Origin of the sequence: Streptomyces poonensis (genome assembly GCF_014650915.1) — a bacterium.
Lineage (GTDB): Bacteria > Actinomycetota > Actinomycetes > Streptomycetales > Streptomycetaceae > Streptomyces > Streptomyces poonensis.
Genome location: NZ_BMVW01000018.1, coordinates 146977 through 162225, shown reverse-complemented (window position 1 = coordinate 162225; position 15249 = coordinate 146977). Strand labels below are relative to the sequence as shown.

13 protein-coding genes are annotated in these 15249 nt (G+C 73.3%); 6 read left to right on the top strand and 7 right to left on the bottom strand.

Going from position 1 to position 15249, the window contains the following annotated elements:
- Window positions 1–36 precede the first annotated feature (36 nt).
- From IE242_RS32115 to IE242_RS32100, 4 genes are all read right to left on the bottom strand, one after another.
- Entirely contained in the window at window positions 37–1326 is a 1290-nt protein-coding gene (locus tag IE242_RS32115) for an extracellular solute-binding protein (RefSeq protein ID WP_229859724.1), read from the bottom strand.
- Window positions 1323–2594, bottom strand: a complete 1272-nt coding sequence (locus IE242_RS32110; RefSeq protein ID WP_189865642.1) for a GlnX family signal transduction membrane protein — start codon at window positions 2592–2594, stop codon at window positions 1323–1325. Before IE242_RS32110 ends, IE242_RS32115 begins: the two co-directional genes overlap by 4 nt.
- Complete coding sequence (locus IE242_RS32105) at window positions 2477–4786, bottom strand: serine/threonine protein kinase (RefSeq protein ID WP_189865640.1); 2310 nt, start codon at window positions 4784–4786, stop codon at window positions 2477–2479. Before IE242_RS32105 ends, IE242_RS32110 begins: the two co-directional genes overlap by 118 nt.
- 325 nt (window positions 4787–5111) lie before the next feature.
- Window positions 5112–5381, bottom strand: a complete 270-nt coding sequence (locus IE242_RS32100) for a DUF5133 domain-containing protein (RefSeq protein WP_189865638.1) — start codon at window positions 5379–5381, stop codon at window positions 5112–5114.
- A gap of 347 nt (window positions 5382–5728) precedes the next feature.
- Here IE242_RS32100 and tgmA point away from each other — a divergent pair, with 347 nt between their 5' ends.
- From tgmA to IE242_RS32085, 3 genes are all read left to right on the top strand, one after another.
- A complete protein-coding gene (gene tgmA / locus IE242_RS32095; protein ID WP_189865636.1) occupies window positions 5729–5920 on the top strand; it encodes a putative ATP-grasp-modified RiPP in 192 nt (63 codons plus the stop codon).
- Between the two features lie 15 nt (window positions 5921–5935).
- The gene (tgmB, locus tag IE242_RS32090; protein WP_189865634.1) at window positions 5936–6892 is read left to right on the top strand and encodes an ATP-grasp ribosomal peptide maturase; all 957 of its coding nucleotides are present in this window, start codon (window positions 5936–5938) and stop codon (window positions 6890–6892) included.
- Window positions 6893–6972: 80 nt separating this feature from the next.
- Entirely contained in the window at window positions 6973–7713 is a 741-nt protein-coding gene (locus tag IE242_RS32085) for a maleylpyruvate isomerase family mycothiol-dependent enzyme (RefSeq protein WP_189865632.1), read from the top strand.
- Window positions 7714–7751: 38 nt separating this feature from the next.
- On the opposite strand, the gene IE242_RS32080 is transcribed toward IE242_RS32085, so the two are convergent.
- Entirely contained in the window at window positions 7752–9968 is a 2217-nt protein-coding gene (locus IE242_RS32080) for an MMPL family transporter (RefSeq protein ID WP_189865630.1), read from the bottom strand.
- Between the two features lie 158 nt (window positions 9969–10126).
- Between IE242_RS32080 and IE242_RS32075 the strand changes: the two genes are divergently transcribed.
- Window positions 10127–10915 (top strand): AfsR/SARP family transcriptional regulator, encoded by a 789-nt coding sequence (locus tag IE242_RS32075; protein ID WP_189865628.1) that lies wholly within the window; start codon window positions 10127–10129, stop codon window positions 10913–10915.
- Here the strand turns inward: IE242_RS32075 and IE242_RS32070 are convergent.
- Window positions 10873–11619: a TetR/AcrR family transcriptional regulator gene (locus IE242_RS32070; RefSeq protein ID WP_189865627.1), complete on the bottom strand. Its 747-nt coding sequence runs from the start codon at window positions 11617–11619 to the stop codon at window positions 10873–10875. The two genes, IE242_RS32075 and IE242_RS32070, sit on opposite strands and share 43 nt — an antisense overlap.
- 363 nt (window positions 11620–11982) lie before the next feature.
- Between IE242_RS32070 and IE242_RS32065 the strand changes: the two genes are divergently transcribed.
- Window positions 11983–12441: a nitroreductase/quinone reductase family protein gene (locus tag IE242_RS32065; protein WP_189865625.1), complete on the top strand. Its 459-nt coding sequence runs from the start codon at window positions 11983–11985 to the stop codon at window positions 12439–12441.
- A gap of 59 nt (window positions 12442–12500) precedes the next feature.
- Here IE242_RS32065 and IE242_RS32060 read toward each other — a convergent pair whose 3' ends face one another.
- On the bottom strand, window positions 12501–13715 hold the full coding sequence (locus tag IE242_RS32060) for a geranylgeranyl reductase family protein (RefSeq protein WP_189865623.1): 1215 nt from the start codon (window positions 13713–13715) through the stop codon (window positions 12501–12503).
- A gap of 172 nt (window positions 13716–13887) precedes the next feature.
- Here IE242_RS32060 and IE242_RS32055 point away from each other — a divergent pair, with 172 nt between their 5' ends.
- Window positions 13888–15243 carry a dipeptidase gene (locus IE242_RS32055; protein ID WP_189865621.1) on the top strand — a complete coding sequence of 452 codons (1356 nt, stop codon included), beginning with the start codon at window positions 13888–13890 and terminating at the stop codon, window positions 15241–15243.
- Window positions 15244–15249: the final 6 nt, after the last annotated feature.

Sequence of the window (15249 nt, the reverse complement as noted above, 5' to 3'; positions counted from 1 at the left end):
CGGCCCGGAGCCGGCCGTCGCCGCACGCCGCACGCGTCACCCGCCCTGGCTCGCGCAGATGTCGTCCGGCGGCTGGAAGGAGTCGTCCCCGCGGTAGTCCTCGTCCATCTGGTCGCGTACCGCCTCCAACTGCTCGAGCAGCCTGTCGAGACGCGCGTCCGCCGGGTTGCGGAAGAACTCCAGCACCGCCCGGTGGAAGGCGTCGCGCAGTATCGGTGGCATCACGTCGGAGGCGTCGAAGCACAGGGTCCGGGCCTCTTCGGTGAGCAGTTCGTGAATCCGCCGCTCGACCGGGTCGCCGGACCCGGTGGGCGCGGCCCCGGCCGTCTTCGGGAACAGCGGGCGCACCGCCGGCCCCGCCTTGTCCCGCCAGCGTTGCCGTCCCTCCGGGCTCGACAGCCGCTCCACGAGTTCCTGGGCTCCCGGATCGTCGCTGAACACGGCGGCCATGTCGCCCGCGACCTCGTACACGCCGTCGTGCTCGGGCTGCCCGTCCAGGAAGCGGGCCGCCGGCTGCACCTGCACGTCGTCGCCGTACAGATAGCGCACGAAGGCGCTCTGGTGCTCGTGCGTGCAGTCGAAGCCGGGTGTGTCGAGCAGTCCGCGCCGCGCGTTGCCGCCGGGGTCGAAGCCGCCCTCGAACGAGGTGGTCAGGGACCGCTCCACGGACGCCCGCGAACGGTCGCCGAGCAGCCGGGCCCAGGTCGTCCAGGCGTGTTTCACGGCCTCGTCGTTCCACTCCACGCGGCCCGTCGCCCACCGCTCGTAGAAGTCGGGGCCCTGCTGGTGGAGCAGGATGTCCTCGATCCAGTCGGTGCCGGGCCAGCCGGAGGTGGCGTCCGAGCCGAGCCCCACGCACCACGTCGGAGCGTCGTCCGACGCGCGCTTCCTGCTCCACACCAGACTCTTCAGGTCGACCTTCAGGGGCACCCAGTACTCACGGTCCAGGTCGTTCACGATCAGGGGCGGCGCCCAGGGTGAGTAGGCGCGGTCGGCGGCCTCCCCGGCGAGGGGCCGCAGCTTGTCGCGCCGGGCGTACTCGGTGAGCTCGCCGATGCTGTTGAGGATCGCCACGTCCGGCGGGTCGTCCGCCTCCATCTGGGACAGCAGCGTCTCGCGCAGCGACCGGGTGCCCTCGTACGTGTACTCCCGCCCGGTGCCGTCGTCCAGCGCCTTCAGGGTCTCCTCGAAGGCGGCGCCCTCCGCACCGGTCCACGGTCCGAGCACGACGAGCGGATCGGGTTCGTCCGTCGCGCAGCCGGACCCCGCGGCGAGCAGGCAGGTCACGAGGAAGGCACGCAGGAGGCGGAACGGTGATCGGGTCACGAGACGGCTCCCGGGCGGACGACGACCAAGTACTCGCGGCGGTAGGCGTGCAGGGCTCCGCCGGCCAGGGCGGCGGTGGCCAGCCCGGCGGGCAGGACGAAGGGAGCGGCCTCGTCCAGGACGGCGATCCGTCCTTCGGCCAGTTCGCCGTCGACCTGGGACGCCAGTTCCGCGATGGGCTTCGACCTCTCCCGTGGGCCGGTGCGGTCGAAGGGGCGTTCCTCGGCTCCGATCTCGGTGTCCGCCGTGACCCCTTCGACGAGCGCGTCCGCCACCGTGACGGCTTCGTCCTGTGCCCCATGCGCCCGCCACGCGTCCCAGACCAGCAGCGGGACGGCGAACAGGGGCACGGCGGCGGCCGCGAGCGGAACGCTGAGCCGGATCCGGAAGCGGCGGCGCAGGAAGACCGTGGTCCGCAGCAGGCCGGCGGCCAGCAGCAGGAAGGCGGCCCCGGAGACGGCCGCCGCGGTGATCACGCCGGAGCCCCAGGCGGCCCGCGCGGCGATCCGGTTCCGGACCCGCTGTTCCAGATCCGCCACCCGGTCCACGATCGTGGTGGCGGCAGAGCCCGTGGTGGCCGTGTCGGAGCTCTGCGCCACGCACGTCGGCGGCTTCCGGCCGGTCCGGTCCTTCGGGGGCGACGTCGGGCAGAGCATGGTGCGCGCATACGTCAGTTCGGCGTCCCGCAGGACGGAGTCGGTCGCGTGCCCCTGGGCCCGGGCGACCCAGGCCGTGTAGTCCACGACCAGCGCGGACACCACACGCAACTCCTGTTCCTCGCCCCGTGTGAGTGCCCCGCCACGCAGGGCCTGGTTCAGGGACTGCGTCGCCCGGGCCACGCGGATGCGGTAGCGCTCGCTGAGTCCGCTGAGCTCGGCGGCCCCGTCGTCGCCGAGGTTCCGGTCGGCCTCGGTCTGCGCGATGAGCAGTGACGCCTTCGCGTCCGCGAGGTCGACGAGCGCGGGCGCCAGCCGGTCCCGTACGTGCGCCAGGTCGCCGCGTACGCCGGCGTACGCCCACCCGAAGGCCCCGAACGCCACCACGGCGAGCAGCGGCAGGGCGACGAGCCGGTCCCGCAGGTAGGCGCTGTTGCGGCGGCCGGCGGCCGACGGCCAGGCGTAGCGGCGGACGCGGCGGGCGAGTTCGGCGGCTACGGCGGCGGTGGCCGACGCGAGGTGGACGGCGGGCCGTCCGAGGCGGGCGACGGTCTGCGCGACGCCGCGGAGGCGACCGTGCGGAGCCGGTCGGCGACTCTCTTCCCTAGCCATGGGCTGTCCCTGTGATGGCGGAAGGCGAGCGGGCGGACCGCGTAGGCGCGGTCCAGGAGGATCTCGGCGACGGCCGCGTCCGCGGACACCGCGGACCGGGCGGCCTGGTGGGCGAGGGAGCGGTAGAGCCGGGACAGAGCCTGGCGCAGTCCGGTCCCGGAGGCCGGGAACGCGAGCCGGGGATCGGCGCCGGCTGCCAGCGCGGCCAGTCCCGTCGCGTCCAGGGTGCCGTCCTCGAGCGCACCCTGCACGGCCTCCCAGACCTCGGCGGCCATCCGGGTGCGGGCCTGGTCGTCGGTGAGTCCGTGGGCGTGGAACAGCAGGGCGAGGCGCTCCAGCACCTCCCGCAGCCGTTCCCGTACCTCCCGGCCGCCGGCCGCGGTCCGGACGTGCTCGACGCCGATGCGGACGGCCGCGGTGCGGGCGGCGGTGCGGTGCCGGGAGTGCTGGGGCACCGCGTCCAGGGCCGCGACCGCCTCCTCCCGTGCCCGTTCGCCACCGAGGGCGAGACGGGCCCGGGCGGCGCCGAAGGCCGCGCTGCCGAGGGACGGGTTGCGCAGCCGTACCGCCTCGTAGAACGTCAGTGCCTCCCGCCACCGGTCGAGGCGCTCGGCGCAGTAGCCGAGGGCGAGTTTCGGGGCGTACTCGCCGGGGATCGATGCGTAGACCCGGTCGAAGTGTTCGCGCGCGGCGGCGACCTGACCGGCGGCGAGCGCGAGGAGGCCGCGGTGCCAGTCCAGCCGCCAGTCGTACGGGGCGCGCTCGGGGCCGATCAGCCGCTCGGCGGCGCCCAGTTCCCGCTCGGCCGCCCGGAGCCCGTCGCCGGGGACGCGTAACTTCAGCCGGCAGCGCAGCAGATGCACCTCCGAGGACGCACGCCAGTCCGCGGTGTGCTGCAGCAGCGCCTCCGGGGCGGCGTCGGCGAGCCTGCTCAGTCCGGCGTGGTGGGCGTCGTCGGGGTCGGGCCGCGGGACGGGGAGCCGTTGGGCGACCTGGTCGGGGGAAGGCAGCGCGTACGGGGAGGGGGCGCCCGGCTCGGCCCAGTGCGCGAGCGGCGGGGCGGACCCGAGCGCCCCGTCGAGCGCGTACGCCGACTGGAGGAAGAGCGGCGACGGCTCGAAGGTCTCCAGTCCGGTGCGCAGGGATCTCAGCTCGCGGAAGACGCCGCGCAGTTGCTGTTCCATCTCGCGGGCGTCGGCGAACCGCTCGGCCGGCTCGCCCCTGGTCGCGCGGCACAGCACGCGGGTGAGCGAGACGAGCCCGAGGCCGTGGGGGGCGGGCGCGGTCATCCGGTCGGCGACCGGGTCCGGGCCGGCGCCCAGCCTGCCGAGCTCGCCGAGTTCCCGGAGCTCGTCCGCCGACTCACCCAGCCCGCTGAGCCGTCGCAGCGTCTCCCCCAGGCTGAACAGGTCGTCCTGGCCCGTGGATTCGCCGCCCGGGCCCACGGTCGGGGCGCGGTAGCCCTTCGTGGTGTGCCCGGGCAGCCCGGCCGCGCGGACGCTGCCCACGTCGATGATCTTCGTCGAGGTGCCGTCGTGCATGACGTTGTCGGGCTTCAGGTCGCCGTACACCTTGGCGGGCCGGTCGGCGTGCAGATGGCCGAGCGCGGACAGGATCCGGACGCCGTACGCGAGCACGAACTCGTGGAAGCGGCTGCCGCCGAACTCGTCCGGGGTCACCCGCGCGCGGGCGCGCACCTCCTCCAGCGTCAGCCCGTCCACGTACTGCAGCACGAGGAAGTCGCCCACCTCGGGGTGATGCCCGTAGTTGAAGACGCGGATGATGTCGCCGTGACTGAGATCGACCAGGGCGCGCCGCTCCCGGGCCAGGGCGCCCGCCGCGGCGACCGGATGCCCGGCGTGCAGGATCTTGATGGCGACCTCGCGGTCGTCGACCTTGGTGTCCAGCGCGAGATAGACCTCGCCCATGCCGCCGTAGCCGAGGGGCCGGATCAGCCGGTACTGCCCGGCGAGCAGCCGTCCGGGCGGCAGCGGGAGACCGTCCTGGACCCCGCCCAGCGACGCCGCGCGCTCCAGCAGCGTGATCGAGGGGAGCAGGGTGGGGTCGGGGTTCTCCGCGGGGAGTCCGACGTGCGCGGCCCGCAGCGGTGGCGGCGCGACGACGAACGCGTCCGACGACTCGCCCGAGCCCGCCGGCACGGCGGACACGCGCCTGTACGCATCCCCCTCCATGCCACCTCAGCATAGGCCGGAGCGCCGGGAATGACTCCTCCCGTGCCGCGTGCGGACGGTGGTACCGCCGGTGCGGGCGTGCCTCCGGGTCGGTGCGAGGACGCTGGGCGGGTGGGGTGCGGGGCGCGCGGTGTGCGGGTGGTACGAGGGCGGGGACGCGCGGGACGGCGCACGGTGGCCGGTGGGCGGCAGGGCGGCCCCGCTCGCGTGCGCCGGCCCGCGCACGGGGGTTCGCACCTGCCCGGGCGCAGGCGGAGACAGGCGCGGCCGGTGGGTCGGCGCCGGTCGCCGAGCGCACCCGCCCGCGCGCCGGCCCGTGCCCGGCTCAGACGGCGAGGGACAGGCTGTGCTCCTCGCCGGTGTCCGGAACCCTCCCGGTCCTCGCGCGCGCTGTGCGGCTCGCGGCGAGCAGCACCTCGTCCGCGGCGGTGATCGCGTCCAGGATGCGGGACTCGCCCATCAGGGTGCACAGGGCGTCACTGACCTCCGTCAGCCCCCGCGCCGTCTGCGGTGTCTCCTGCTCCGCATGAGCGATCCGCAGCGTCGCGTACCGGGTCAGCAGCTGTCTGACGACCTTCGGGTCGGGAACGAGCACGGTGGGCCCCTTTCTCAAGTGTGGCTTCGCATGCCCCGTTCCCCGCCGAGCATTCACAAGTTTCACGGCACTGCCTTAATTTGGCCGAATTGCAATGTCCTGGACATCGGCCCCCGATAGGGCCTTACCTACGGGGAACTAGCAGGTACGCACGCACCTGCGGCCCGCGCTCGACGCACCCGGCCCGCAGGCGGCGACTGGCGCCGACACGCGGTTACAGAGCGTGAGGCAACCAATCACTCGTTCGATTCGTATAACTCCGTGAGAGCACAGCGACCCGTGCTGCCGCCGTGACGCCGGAGCGTCACCGTCCGCATGCCCGGGTGGCCCCGAACAAGGAGAGACCGATGCGACTGTTCGCCCTCGACTACGCTCGCCCCGCAGAGCAGTTGGAGGTCAGCGCTCCGTATGCCTACGACTCCGCCCTGCAGCTGAACGTGCTCCCCGACGGGCGGATCGCCGCCCATGACCACGCAGTGTTGCGGGAGCTGGGGGCCACGACCTCCACCGCGGGCTCCAAGACACATTTCGACGACTGAACGCGGCCGACGACAATGACCGTACTGATCCTGACGTGCGAACAGGATGTGACCGCGGACATGGTGGTGGCGCGGCTGAACGCGACCGGTGTGCCCGTGCTCCGGCTGGACCCCGCCGATCTGCCGGGCGGGGTGCAGCTCTCCGGTGAGTACGTGCACGGCGGGTTCCGCGGGCAGTTGTCCGTCGGCGGCCGCCTGGTGAGCACGAGCGGACTGCGGTCCGTCTGGGTCCGCCGGCCGGGCGTCCCGGCCGCCCGGGCGGCGTCGGCATCGGCATCGGCGTCCTCCTGGCTGACCGAGGAGTCCTCCCAGGCTCTGTACGGCATCCTGCGCGGCACCGCCGCCCGCTGGATGAACCATCCCGACGCGGCCGCCCGGGCCCGTCACAAACCCTGGCAGCTGCACCTCGCCCAGCGGACCGGGCTGCCCGTGCCCGCCACTCTGATCACCACGCTCCCGCAGGCCGCCCGGGACTTCGCGGAGCGCTTCCCCGACCTGGTGGTCAAGTCCGTGTCCGGCACACACCCGCAGGACCCCCCGGAGGCGGTGCCGACGAGCCGTGTCGCTCCCGGCACGGACTTCGCCGCCGTCGCCTCCGGTCCGACGCTGCTGCAGCACCGTATCGCCAAGCGCGCCGACATCCGCCTCACCGCCGTCGGCGACCGCCTCCTGGCCGCCCGCAAGGCGGTCGCCGCGGACGCGGACCCCGACGAGGTCGACGTACGGTTCGCCCGGGCCGGCGCGCCCTGGGAGCCGGTCGGCGTACCGGCACGTACGGCCGCGGCCGTCCATGCCTATCTGCGGGAGGCCCGACTCGCCTACGGAGCCTTCGACTTCGTCGAGGACGCCGACGGGATCTGGTGGTTCCTGGAGTGCAACCAGTCGGGCCAGTTCGGGTTCGTGGAGATCGACACCGGCCAGCCGATCTCCCGGGCCATCGCCGAATGGCTGGCCCAGGAGGCGGACGTGTAGGGGGAGTCACGAAGCCACGAGAAGACGGACGAACGAAATCAGCTTCCCTTGGGCCGCACTCCATCGGCACACTCGCAGCCATGGAGACGGACGAACACGTGAAGATCCTGGACCGGGAGGGCCGGCTGCTCACCGCGGCCGCCGAGGCGGCAGGGAGCGGGGCGGAGGTGCCCACCTGTCCGGGCTGGCGGGTGCGGGACCTGCTGCGGCACACGGGAACGGTGCACCGGTGGGCGGGGGCGTTCGTCGCCGACGGGCACACCTCGCCCCGCCCGATCGGGGACGAGCCTGATCTCGACGGCGCCGAGCTGCTGGACTGGTTCCGGGAGGGGCACCAACAGCTCGTCGAGACCCTCGCCACCGCGCCGGCGGACACCGACTGCTGGAGCTTCCTGCCCGCGCCCTCCCCGGTGGCCTTCTGGGCGCGGCGGCAGGCGCACGAGACGGCGGTCCACCGGTTCGACGCCGAGTCCGCGCGCGACGGGGCGCCCACCACACCCACTGTCCTCTCCACGGACTTCGCGGTCGACGGCATCGACGAAGTACTCCTCGGGTTCCACGCGCGGCAGAAGAGCCGGGTACGCACCGAACGGCCGCGCGTCCTGGGCGTACGGACCACCGACACGGACGCCGTGTGGACCGTTCGGCTGTCGGACGGGCCGCCCGTGAGCGAGCGGGGCCGGGCCGCGGAAGCGGACTGCGAGGTGGCGGGGCCCGCAGCGGAGCTCTGTCTCGCGTTGTGGAACCGGCTGCCGTTCCCGGAGGTCTCCGGCGACGCGTCCCTCGCCGGACTGTGGCGTGAGAAGTCCGCGGTGATCTGAGGTCAGCCGCCTGACGCGGGGTCAGGGCGCCGGGGGCGTCACACGTGCTCCCCGCGCAGTACGCCCGGCGCGTGGCCCTCCCTGGTCCCGGACTCATCGGTTCCGGACTCGATGGTGCCGGACTCCCTGATCCCGAACCGCTCGTGCAGCCGGCGCAGTGGCCGGGGCGCCCACCAGTTGGCGCGCCCCGCCAGCCGCATGGTCACCGGCAGCAGCACGACGCGGATCAGGGTCGCGTCCACCAGGATCGTCAGGGCGGTGCCGATGCCGAGTTCCTTCAGGAAGACGACGCCCCCACTGGCGTACGACAGGAAGGACAGCGCGAGGATCCCGGCCGCGGCGGTGACGAGCGGGGCACTGCGCCGGATGCCCTCCGCCACGGCGCGCCCGGTGTCGCCGGTCCGGTCGTGCTCCTCCTTGATGCGGGCCAGCAGGAACACCTCGTAGTCCATCGACAGTCCGTACGCCACGCAGAACATCAGCACGGGGATGCTGGGCTCGATCGCCCCGGTGGGGGTGAAACCGAGGAGCCCGGACAGATGGCCGTCCTGGAACACCCACACCAGGCAGCCGAACATCACCGACAGGCTCAGCAGGTTCAGCACGGTCGCCTTCGCGGGGAGCAGCACGCTGCCGGTCATCAGGAACAGGATCACGTACGTCGCGGCGAGGACGAGGCCGACGGCGAGCGGCAGCCGGTCGAGGAGCGTGGCGCGGAAGTCGGTGGTCTCGCCGGGGTAGCCGCCGACGAGCGCGCGGGCGGGCGCCGGTGTGTCCCTGATCCGTTCGACGAAGGCGGGGACGTCGCCGTACATGGTCCGCTGCGTGGGTACGACGGCCAGCCGTACGCGGCCGTCGGGTGCCGTCAGCCGGTCCTGTCCGGGGGCGCCGGTGCGCCGCCCCTCGCGGTAGGTGCCCTCGGGCGCGTCGACCTGGAAGACGCCCGGGATACGGGAGAGACGAGCCGCGTACGCCCGCGTGTCGGCCCTGCCGGCGCCGTCGTCGAGGACGACCTGGACGGTGTCGGTGGGCTCGGCGGGGAACTCGCGGTGCACGATCTCGGAGGTGACCCGCGAGGAGGTGCCCGCGGGGAGGGTGCGCTCGTCGGGGAGGCCGAAGCGCAGCCCGAGCAGGGGCGAGGCGGCCACGAGCAGGACGGTCAGGACTCCGGCTCCCGCGACGAACGGGCGCCGCATCGCCCGGAGCGCGGTGCGGTGCCAGAAACCGGAGCCGGGCGCGACGGGCCGCTCCACGCGGTGGCCCCAGCGGGCCAGGGCCGCGGGCAGGAACAGCACCGCCCCGGCCACCGCGGTGAGCACGACCAGGACACCGGCGTACGCGAACGAGCTCAGGAAGAAGAACGGGAACACCAGCAGCGCGCACAGCGACACCGCCACCGTCACACCACTGAACACGACCGTGCGGCCCGCCGACGCGGTGGCCCGCACGACCGCCTCGGGCTGCGGGTGCCCGGCCGCGCGCTCCTCCCGGTAGCGGCTGATGACGAACAGGCTGTAGTCGACGCCGAGTCCCAGCCCGAGGACGAGCGCGATGTTCGCCGCGAACGTCGACACCTCCGTGAACTGCGCGATCGCCCGCAGCCCGGCCAGCGTGCCGAGCACCGACAGCAGGCCGACGGCGACGGTGAGGAGGGCGGCGGCCGTACGCCGGTACACGAGGATCAGCAGCAGCACGACCGCGGGAAGGGCGAAGAGCTCGGCGCGCAGGAAGTCGGTACGGGCCTGCTCACCGACCTGCCGGGAGATCTCCTCCTGTCCGCCCACCCGGACGTCGAGGTCGGCGGTGGTGCGCGTCAGCCGCGGTGACAGCGTGGCGAGTTCGTCGCGGGCCTCGGTGGCGCTCCCCTCCAGGCGGACCAGGACGAGGGCGCGGTCACCGCCGCTGCTGCGCAGGGCCGGGCTGCCGGCGTCCCAGTACGAGGTGACGTCCGTGACGAGCGGCAGCTTTTCGACCTCCGCCGTGAGGTCGCGGGCGGCCCGCCCCGTGCGCGCGCTGTCCACGTCGCCGTCGCGGGCGGTGACCAGGAGCGCGAGGTTGGGGTTGCCGGTGCCGAAGTGGTCGCGCAGGACGTCACCCGCGCGGACCGACTCCGTGCCGGGTGAGCTCCAGCGCGAGAGGTCGAGTTCGGACTGGGCTCCGGCGCCGTAGGCGGCGAGGCCGAGGAGGACGAGGAGCACGCCGGTCAGGACGGCGCGACTGCGCCGCACCGCCAGGCGGCCGAGCCGGGTCAGCATCGTGGTGGGCCTTTCCGTGAGGTCTGTGAGGAACCGTCACGGACACCGTCACCCAGGCCGCTGGAACACCCGCTGGAAGATCCACTGGAACGCCCCGCCGGAAGGCCCCGCTGGAAGGCCTGCTGGAACGCGTCCGCCGCCGGGCTACCCTCGACCTCATGGGTGACTCGCACACGTCGCACACCGGCGTCCGCTTCGAACTGCTCGGCCCGCTGCGGGCGTTGCGCGACGGCGTGGAGATCCCGCTCGGTCCGCCCAAGCAGCGCGCGGTGCTCGCCGTGCTCCTGCTCCAGGAGGGACGGCCGATGTCGTACGACGGTCTGGTCGAGGCGGTGTGGGGCGGTTCCCCTCCGGTGCACGTGCGCAACCTCGTGCAGAAGTACGTCTCCGGCCTGCGCCGCGCGCTCGGCGACGGGCCCCTGCTGGAGTGGACGGGGAGCGGCTACCGGCTGTCCGGCGCGGCCGTCGACGATCTGCGCGAGCGGCGGCAGCTGGTCGACGCGGCGCTGGCCGCGCGGGACGCGGGCGAGCTGCGGCGCGCGGCGGAACTGGTCGCGCGCGCCGAGGAGTTGTGGCGCGGCGAGTTCGCCGAGGGACTGGCGGCGCCCTGTCTGGCGGCGGAGCGGCTGCGGTGGAGCGAGAAGCGGCTCAGCGTCCTGGAGGCGCGGCTGGCCGGGCAGATCGAGGCCGGCCGGCCCTTCGAGAGCGTCCACGAACTGGTCCGGCTGGCCGCCGCGCACCCGCTGCGGGAACGGCCCGTCGAACTCCTCATGCTCGCGCTGTGCCGGGCCGGCCGCGGAACGGAGGCGCTCCTGGCGTACGAGGAGCTGCGGCGGCGGCTCGCGGAGGCACTGGGCACGGATCCGGGGCCGGCGCTGCGCTCACTGCACGCGCGGATCCTCCGTCAGGACCCGGCCCTGCTCGCGGAGCCCGTGCCGGTGGGCTGAGGTGACACGAGGCCTACGTGGTGGGCGAGTTGGGCGGCCGCGTGCCGAAAGAAGGACTCGCGGTCCTCGACGACCTTGTTGAACTGTCCGAACACCTCAAAGCTGACCAGCCCGAACAGCTGCGCCCAGGCCGCGACGAGGACCGCGGCCACCGCGGGCGGCAGATCGGGGGCGAGCTCGCCCGCCAGGCGCGCCGCCTCCGGCTCGACCTCGGCCGACAGCTTCCACTGGGCCACACCCTTCCCCCGGTAGGCGTCCCGCACGATCCCGATCAGGACATACCCGACCCGCGCCGCCGCCGGCACGGTGGTCGCGGGCGCGAAGTACCCGGGCACGGGCGAACCGTAGATCAACGCGTACTCGTGCGGATGCGCCACCGCCCAGCCGCGGACCGCCTCGCACACGGCGATCCACTGCTGGGCCGGGGCCTCACCGGCGGCTCGGGCGTGCGCGGCCTCGGCGGCCTCACCGAGGGAGTCGTATGCGTCGATGATGAGCGCGGTGAGCAGGTCGTCGCGGCTGGGGAAGTAGCGGTAGAGCGCGGAGGAGGCCATGCCGAGTTCGCGGGCCACGGCACGGAGCGAGAGTTTCGCGGCGCCGTCCGCGGCAAGCTGTCTGCGCGCCTCGTCCTTGATGGCGGCGGTGACTTCGACGCGGGCACGGGCGCGGGCTCCTTGTGTGGTGGCCCCATGTGTGGTGCTCATGCGGGGCAGTGTGCCATGTAGCCGGAGCGGTGCACACAGTGGAGAGCGGCGATCGCGTGCGTGAGCGATGCTCGCACACCAGAGCGTCGCTCAGGCGAGTGAGCAGCACCCTGGCGAGAGAGCGGTGCCCTGGCGAGAGAGCGGTGCCCTGGCAGTCGAGACCTCGCTTGAGCACGAGGGAGCGGCGCTCACCCAAAAGGGCGGCGCTTACGCGGCGAGCGACCGCCCGCATAGCGAGCACCGCACAAAAACGAGAGCACCGCTCTTGCTTTGGGGCGCTGATCCCATGCAGACTGTCACGCAACAGCGAGAGCACTGCTCACAGAAGTGAGCGCCGCTCCCTCACGCCATCCGGGGGTCACCATGTCGTCAACAACAACGCCGTACTACCGCAAGGGCAGCCCGCTCAACGTCCGTCTGAACAGCGTGATCGGCTGGCTCGCCCGGCACGGCATCAGCCTCATGGGCTCCGCCGAGATGTCCGTGCGTGGCCGCAAGAGCGGACAGATGCAGCGAATCCCGGTCAACCCGCACACGTACGAAGGCGCGCAGTACCTCGTCTCGGCCCGCGGTCACTCCCAGTGGGTGCGCAACATGCGGGTCGCGGGAGGCGGAGAGTTGCGGGTCGGCCGGAAGGTGCGCGAGTTCTCGGCGGTGGAGCTGTCCGACGAGGAGAAGCTGCCGCTCCTGCGCACCTATCTGGAGAAGTGGGGCTGGGAGGTGAACCAGTACTTCAACGGTGTGACGGCCAAGTCCACCGACGAGGAACTGATCGCGGCCGCCCCGGACCACCCGGTTTTCCGGATCACGGTCAAGAGCTGATTCCGGCCCCGCCCCGCCGCCGGCCCCGGTCCCGGTCCCCGCGGCCCTGACCCCGGCCCCTACTTGTCGAACGCGGTCAGGGCACGCTGCGCCAGTGGATGGCTGCGGACCAGCTCGCCGAGCGTGGTCGCCCCGCGCGTGATGTCCATGAACGCCCGCCACGCAGGGCGGAAGCCGGTCAGGACCGCGTGGAACACGCCGGGCCGGCGCTCGAACGCCTTCAGCATCCGTTTGCCGACGCTCATCTCCACGCCGAGCCCGGACTTGACCGCGAAGGCGTAGTTGAGGGCCTGGCGCCGGGCGTCCACCGCGTCGTGCGCCTGGGCGATCCGTACCGCCCACTCCCCCGCGAGCCGCCCGGAGCGCAGCGCGAACGAGATGCCCTCGCGGGTCCACGGTTCCAGCAGCCCGGCCGCGTCCCCGCACACCAGCACCCGCCCGCGCGACAGCGGCGAGTCGTCGGCGCGGCAGCGGGTCAGATGCCCGGAGGAGATGCTCGGCTCGAAGCCGGCGAGGCCGAGCCGGCCGATGAAGTCCTCCAGGTAGCGCTTGGTGGCCGCGCCCTCGCCGCGCGCGGAGATCACCCCGACCGTCAGCGTGTCGCCCTTGGGAAAGACCCAGCCGTAACTGCCCGGCATCGGCCCCCAGTCGATGAGGACGCGGCCCCTCCAGTCCTCGGCGACGGTCTCGGGCACCGGGATCTCCGCCTCCAGGCCGAGGTCGACCTGGTCGAGCTTCACTCCGACGTGTGCGCCTATGCGGCTCGCGCTGCCGTCCGCGCCGACGACGGCCCGGGCGAGCAGCGTCTCGCCGCCCTGCAGGACGACGGCCACCGTACGGCGGTCCGGCACCGCGGAGCCGTGCTGCTCGACCCGGGAGACCGTGACACCGGTGCGCAGCTCCGCTCCCGCCTTCTGCGCGTGCTCGACGAGCTGCTGGTCGAACTCGGGCCGGTTGATCAGACCGAACAGCATCTGCTTGGAACGGCGGGTGCGGGCGAAGCGGCCGTTGTGGGAGAAGGTGACCGCGTGCACCCGGTCCTTGAACGGCAGCTCGAAACCGGGCGGCAGGTTGTCGCGCGAGGGACCGATGATGCCGCCGCCGCATGTCTTGTAGCGGGGCAGCTCCGCCTTCTCCAGCAGCAGGACGCGCCGTCCCGCGACCGCCGCCGCGTAGGCGGCCGACGCCCCCGCGGGTCCCGCGCCGACCACGACGACGTCCCACACCTGCTGCACGTCGCCTGCCTCGTCCGCCGAAGAGTTCTCGCTGCTCACGATGGTCTACTGCTCCCGATCCGCCGCCTGCCGCTGCTGTCCCGAGCATCCTACGGCGGGCCTGGTCAGGACCCGCTGTGGGAGGATCGGCAGGCGTATGCGCCTTACACAGTTGTGCGCGTACGCCCCAAGTGTCCGTCCGTACAACGTCGCACCCACGAGGAGCGTGCCCATGTCGTCGAATCCGGTCACCGAGACCGTCGCCTCGCTGATGCCGCTGGCGAAGCAGGAGCTCACCGAACTGGTGGCCTACAAGTCGGTGGCGGATTTCACGCAGTTCCCGAGGAGCGAGAGCGAGGGCGCCGCGAACTGGGTGGCGCGGGCGCTGCGCGCCGAGGGCTTCCAGGACGTGGAGCTGCTCGACACCCCGGACGGCACCCAGTCGGTGTACGGCTTCCTGCGCGGTCCCGAGGGCGCGAAGACGGTTCTGCTGTACGCGCACTACGACGTGCAGCCGCCGCTGGACGAGGCCGGGTGGACCAGCCCGCCGTTCGAGCTGACGGAGCGGGACGGCCGCTGGTACGGGCGCGGCGCGGCCGACTGCAAGGGCGGCGTCATCATGCACCTGCTCGCGCTGCGGGCGCTCAAGGCCAACGGCGGTGTCCCCGTCAACGTCAAGGTGATCGTCGAGGGGTCGGAGGAGCAGGCCACGGGCGGCCTGGAGCGGTACGCCGAGCAGCACCCGGAGCTGCTCACCGCCGACGCGATCCTCATCGGCGACACCGGCAACTTCCAGGTCGGTCTGCCGACGGTCACCGCGGCGCTGCGCGGGACGATCCTGCTGCGCGTCCAGGTCGACACGCTGGAGGGCAACCTGCACTCCGGGCAGTTCGGCGGCGCGGCCCCCGACGCGCTCGGTGCGCTGATCCGGGGCCTGGACTCGCTGCGCGCGGAGGACGGTTCCACGACGGTCGACGGGCTCGCGGGCGACGCCGCGTGGCAGGGCCTGCAGTACCCGGAGGAGCAGTTCCGCAAGGACGCCAAGGTGCTCGACGGTGTGGAGCTGATCGGCTCGGGCACGGTCGCCGACCGCGTCTGGGCGCGCCCGGCCGTCACCGTGCTCGGCATCGACTGCCCGCCGGTGGTGGGCGCGACGCCGTCGGTGCAGTCGAGCGCGCGGGCGCTGGTCGGCCTCCGGGTGTCCCCGGGGATGCCCACGGCCGAGGCGGCCAAGCTGCTCCAGGAGCACCTCCGGGCGCACATCCCGTGGGGCGCGCGCGTGAGCTTCGAACTGTCCGGGACGGGCGAGGGGTTCCACGCCGACACCGCGAGCCCGGCGTACGAGGCGATGGCCGCGGCGATGGCGGTCGCCTACCCCGGCCAGGAGCTGCGGTACGCGGGCGAGGGCGGCTCCATCCCGCTGTGCGCCACGCTGGCCGGGCTCTACCCGGAAGCCGAGATCCTGCTCTTCGGCCTGAGCGAGCCCGAGGCGCAGATCCACGGCCTCGACGAGAGCGTGCACCCCGAGGAGCTGGAGCGCCTGTCGGTGGCGGAGGCCCTGTTCCTGCGCAACTACGCGGCGGGCTGAGCGCCG